We start from the raw sequence: 4,118 nt of genomic DNA, 5'->3' as shown, positions 1-4,118 counted from the left end.
CCGCCGCTTCAGCAGGGCGCCCGCCGCGAGCCCGGCGGCGCCCACGCCCATCAGCTTCACGGCGCCGCTGGTGACCTCCCCGTCGCGCAGGGCGGACAGGTGGGCCCGGAAGCCGCGCCGGTGGTCGCCGTGCACGTCGTCGTAGCGCCCGCACGCCGCTCCCGCGGCCGCCGCGAGCGCCGCGGCAGCGCCGGCCCGGCCGGGCAGGGCGGCGGCCCCCAGCACCGCCCCGGCCGCCGCTGCCGCGCCGGCCTCCAACCGGACCGTGCGCCCCGCGTGGTTGACGCGCCGCCATCCCTCCCGGGCCTCGCGGCGGCGGCCCCACGCCCCGTGCACGGCGCGGGCGGCGCCGGCGGCGACGCAGAACACGACGGCGGACCTCACATGATCACCCTTCATGGGGCGAGCCTACGAGGGCCCGGCCGGGCTGGCGTTCAGACCTCGGCGCGGGCGGTGGCCAGCAGTTCCTCCGCGTGGGCACGCGCCGTCTCGGAGTCCTCCTGCCCGGCGAGCATCCGCGACAGCTCGCGCACCCGGTCCTCGCCCTCCAGGACGGTCACCCCGGACCGGGTCACGGACCCGTCGTTCGTCTTCTCGACCAGCAGCTGCCGGTCCGCGAAGGCCGCGACCTGCGGCAGGTGGGTGACGACCACGACCTGCGCCGTCCTGGCGAGCTTGGCCAGCCGCCGCCCGATCTCCACCGCCGCCTTGCCGCCGACGCCCGCGTCGACCTCGTCGAAGAGGTACGTCGGCACCGGGTCCGTACCGGCGAAGACCACTTCCACGGCGAGCATGACGCGCGACAGCTCACCGCCCGACGCGCCCTTGGCGATGGGCCGCGGCGGGGCGCCCGGGTGCGGGGCGAGCAGCAGTTCCACCTCGTCGGCGCCGGCCGGCCCGTAGGCGACGGTCCTGCCGTCGACCTCGATGCCGTCCGGGTCCTCGGTCTGCCGCACGGCGAAGGAGACCCGGGCGTGGGGCATCGCGAGGGAGGCGAGCTCCGCCGTGACGGCGTCCGCGAACCGTGCCGCCGCCTCGGTGCGGGCGTCCGTCAGGCGCTGCGCGAGCCCCGACAGCTCCGCGTGCAGCGCGTCCCGCTCCGCGGCCAGCCCGCCGATCCGGTCGTCGTCGCCCTCCAGCTCCGTGAGGCGCGCGGCGCTCTCCTCCGCCCACTTGAGCACGGCAGCGACGTCCTGCCCGTACTTGCGGGTGAGTCCGTTCAGCGATGACCTGCGCTCCTCCACGGCCGCCAGGCGGCGCGGGTCGGCGTCCAGGTCACCGGCGTACCCGGCGAGGTCGCCCGCCACGTCGGCCAGCAGGATCGACACCTCACCGATCCGGTCGGCGAGGGCGGCCAGCGCGGGATCGTGGGACCGCACGGCCTCCAGGGCGCGCCCGGCACCGGCCACGAGGGTCGTGGCGTCGACGCTTTCCGGGTCCTCGGGGTCGCCGGCGAGCGCCCGGTGCGCGAGGGCGGCCGCGGAGGCCAGCGCCTCGGCGTGGCCCAGCCGCTCGGCCTCCGCGGCCAGTTCGACGTCCTCACCGGCCCGCGGTGCGACGGCCTCGATCTCCGCGAGCCCGAAGCGCAGCAGGTCGGCCTCCTGCGCCCGCTCGCGGGCCCGGGTGGTGAGCTCCTCCAGCTGCGCGGAGACGGCCCGCAGCCGCCGGTAGGCGTCGGTGTACGCGGCGAGGGGCGCCGAGACCGCTTCGCCCGCGTACCGGTCGAGGGCGCCGCGCTGCCGAGCGGGCTTCAGCAGGCCCTGCTGGTCGGTCTGGCCGTGCACGGCGACGAGGTCGTCCGACAGTTCGCCGAGCAGACCCACCGGCACGGAACGCCCGCCCAGGTGGGCCCTCGACCGGCCCTCGGCGGACACGGTGCGGCTGATGAGCAGGGCGCCGTCGTCGAGCTCGGCCCCCGCCTCCTGGGCCCGCAGCGCCACCGGCGACCCGGACGGCACGGTGACGCGTCCCTCGACGACCGCCGACGGGGCCCCGATCCGCACCAGGGCGGGGTCGGCGCGCCCGCCGAGCAGCAGCCCCAGGCTGGTGACGACCATGGTCTTGCCCGCGCCCGTCTCACCGGTCACGGCGGTGAAGCCGGGCGACAGCTCGACCACCGCGTCGTCGATGACTCCGAGCGACCGTATCCGCATCTCCTCCAACACGACCCCGACCATACGAGGTTTTCCGGGTCCGGTGCGACGCCGCCCCGGCCCGGACGGCGAACGCCAGCCGTTCGGGACGGCGGCGGCCCCGGCGGCGTCACCTCGCGGCCGCCCGCTCGTTGACCCGCGGGGCGCTCGCCCCGGCGCCGCCTTCCGGCTGCCTCCGCCGGGCGGGCTCAGTGCGGTGCGCCCCGCCAACCCGACACCGGCAGCGCGAACTTCGCGACGAGCCGGTCCGAGAACGACGCGTGGTGCAGCCGTGCCAGCCGCACGGGCACCGAGCCGCGCCGCACCTCCACCCGGGCCCCTGCGGGCAGGGTGACGGTCCGCCGCCCGTCGCACCACAGCACCCCGTCGGGCGTGTGCGGCTCCACCTCGACCGTGAGCACCGAGTCCGGTGTGGTCACCAGCGGCTTCGCGAACAGCGCGTGCGCCCCGATCGGCACCATCAGCAGCGCCTCGACCTCGGGCCAGATCACCGGTCCGCCCGCCGAGAACGCGTACGCGGTGGAGCCCGTCGGGGTCGCGCAGATGACGCCGTCGCAGCCGAACCCCGTCACGGGCCGCCCGTCGATCGCGAGGACGACCTCCAGCATCCGCTCCGGCGCGACCTTCTGCACCGCGGCCTCGTTCAGCGCCCAGTTCGTGTGGAGCACGTCGCCGTTGTCGTACACGGCGACGTCCAGCGTCATCCGCTCCTCGACCTCGTACGCCCGGGTCACGACCCGGTCCACTACCTTGTCCAGGTCGTCGCGCTCCGCCTCGGCGAGGAAGCCGACCCGCCCCAGGTTGACGCCCAGCATCGGCACGCCGGAGGCACGCGCGAACTCGGCGCCGCGCAGCAGCGTCCCGTCACCGCCCAGCACGATCAGCAGCTCGCACCCGTCGAGCACACCGGGGGTGGCCTCCGGCACGGTCTCCACGGCGGGCGGCAGCGGCAGGTCCGCGGCCTCCGCCGCCAGGACCCGGACGCCGATGCCGCTGCGCAGCAGCCCGAGGACGACGAGCTCGGCGCTGCGCACGGCGGCGGGCCGCCCCGTGTGCGCCAGCAGGAAGACGGTCCGCGCCGGGGAGCCGCCGCCGGTCCCCGCCGCGGCCCCGGCCGTCTCCGCCCGGGCTGACTTCGGTGTCGTGTTCAACGAGGTCCCTCCGCCACCGCCCGGTCGACGTCCGCCGGGTCCAGTGCGGGCGCGCCCGCCCGCAGCCACAGAAAGTACTCGACGTTCCCGGAGGGGCCGGGCAGCGGGCTCGCGGTGACGCCGAGCACGCCGAGGCCCCGTTCCGCGGCCTGCCGCGCCACGTTCCGCACGGCCTCCGCGCGCAGTTCGGGACTGCGCACCACGCCGCCGCTGCCGAGGCGCTCCTTGCCGACCTCGAACTGCGGCTTCACCATGAGCACGAGGTCGGCGCCGGGGCCCGTCACGCCGGCGAGTGCGGGCAGCACCAGGCCGAGCGGGATGAAGGACAGGTCGCCCACCACCAGGTCCACCGGTTCGCCCCCGATCACGTCGAGCGTCAGTTCCCGCACGTTCGTACGGTCCTTGACGGTGACGCGTTCATCGCTCTGGAGGGACCAGGCGAGCTGGCCGTAGCCGACGTCGACGGCGACGACGTGCGCGGCGCCGGCCCGCAGCAGCACGTCGGTGAACCCGCCGGTGGAGGCGCCGGCGTCGAGTGCGCGGCGCCCTTCGACCTCCAGACCGCGCGGCACGAAGGCGGCGAGGGCGCCGGCGAGCTTGTGGCCGCCGCGCGACACGTAGTCGGGGTCGGCGTCGTCCTGGGCCACCACGATGGCGGCGGCGGTCTCGACCTGGGTGGCGGGCTTGGTCGCGGTGGTGCCGCCGACCGTCACCCGGCCGGCCGCGATGAGCTGGCTCGCGTGTTCGCGTGAGCGGGCCAGCTTGCGGCGTACCAGCTCGGCGTCCAGACGGCGGCGTGCGGCTCCTGCCACGT

At 76.5% G+C, this 4,118-nt stretch carries 3 protein-coding genes and 1 pseudogene; all 4 read right to left on the bottom strand.

The window, feature by feature from the left end:
- Nucleotides 1-399 (bottom strand): annotated as a pseudogene (locus tag BJP40_RS01910) (hypothetical protein); the annotation flags it as partial.
- Nucleotides 400-434: 35 nt separating this feature from the next.
- Complete coding sequence (gene recN, locus BJP40_RS01905) at nt 435-2,177, bottom strand: DNA repair protein RecN (RefSeq protein WP_071278067.1); 1,743 nt, start codon at nt 2,175-2,177, stop codon at nt 435-437.
- A gap of 164 nt (nt 2,178-2,341) precedes the next feature.
- Nucleotides 2,342-3,304, bottom strand: a complete 963-nt coding sequence (locus BJP40_RS01900; protein ID WP_071278066.1) for an NAD kinase — start codon at nt 3,302-3,304, stop codon at nt 2,342-2,344.
- Nucleotides 3,301-4,116, bottom strand: coding sequence for a TlyA family RNA methyltransferase (locus BJP40_RS01895; RefSeq protein WP_071264188.1), 816 nt, complete (start codon nt 4,114-4,116; stop codon nt 3,301-3,303). Before BJP40_RS01895 ends, BJP40_RS01900 begins: the two co-directional genes overlap by 4 nt.
- Nucleotides 4,117-4,118 lie beyond the last annotated feature (2 nt).

Origin of the sequence: Streptomyces sp. CC53 (assembly GCF_001865245.1) — a bacterium.
Taxonomy (GTDB): domain Bacteria; phylum Actinomycetota; class Actinomycetes; order Streptomycetales; family Streptomycetaceae; genus Streptomyces.
The sequence above is the reverse complement of the archived record's forward strand: the minus strand, read 5'-3'. Positions and strand labels throughout refer to the sequence as shown.

What these genes read in the sequence shown, in the direction of transcription:
- recN (WP_071278067.1), bottom strand. Translation starts at nt 2,177, where the DNA reads ATGGTCGGGGTCGTGTTGGAGGAGATGCGGATACGGTCGCTCGGAGTC.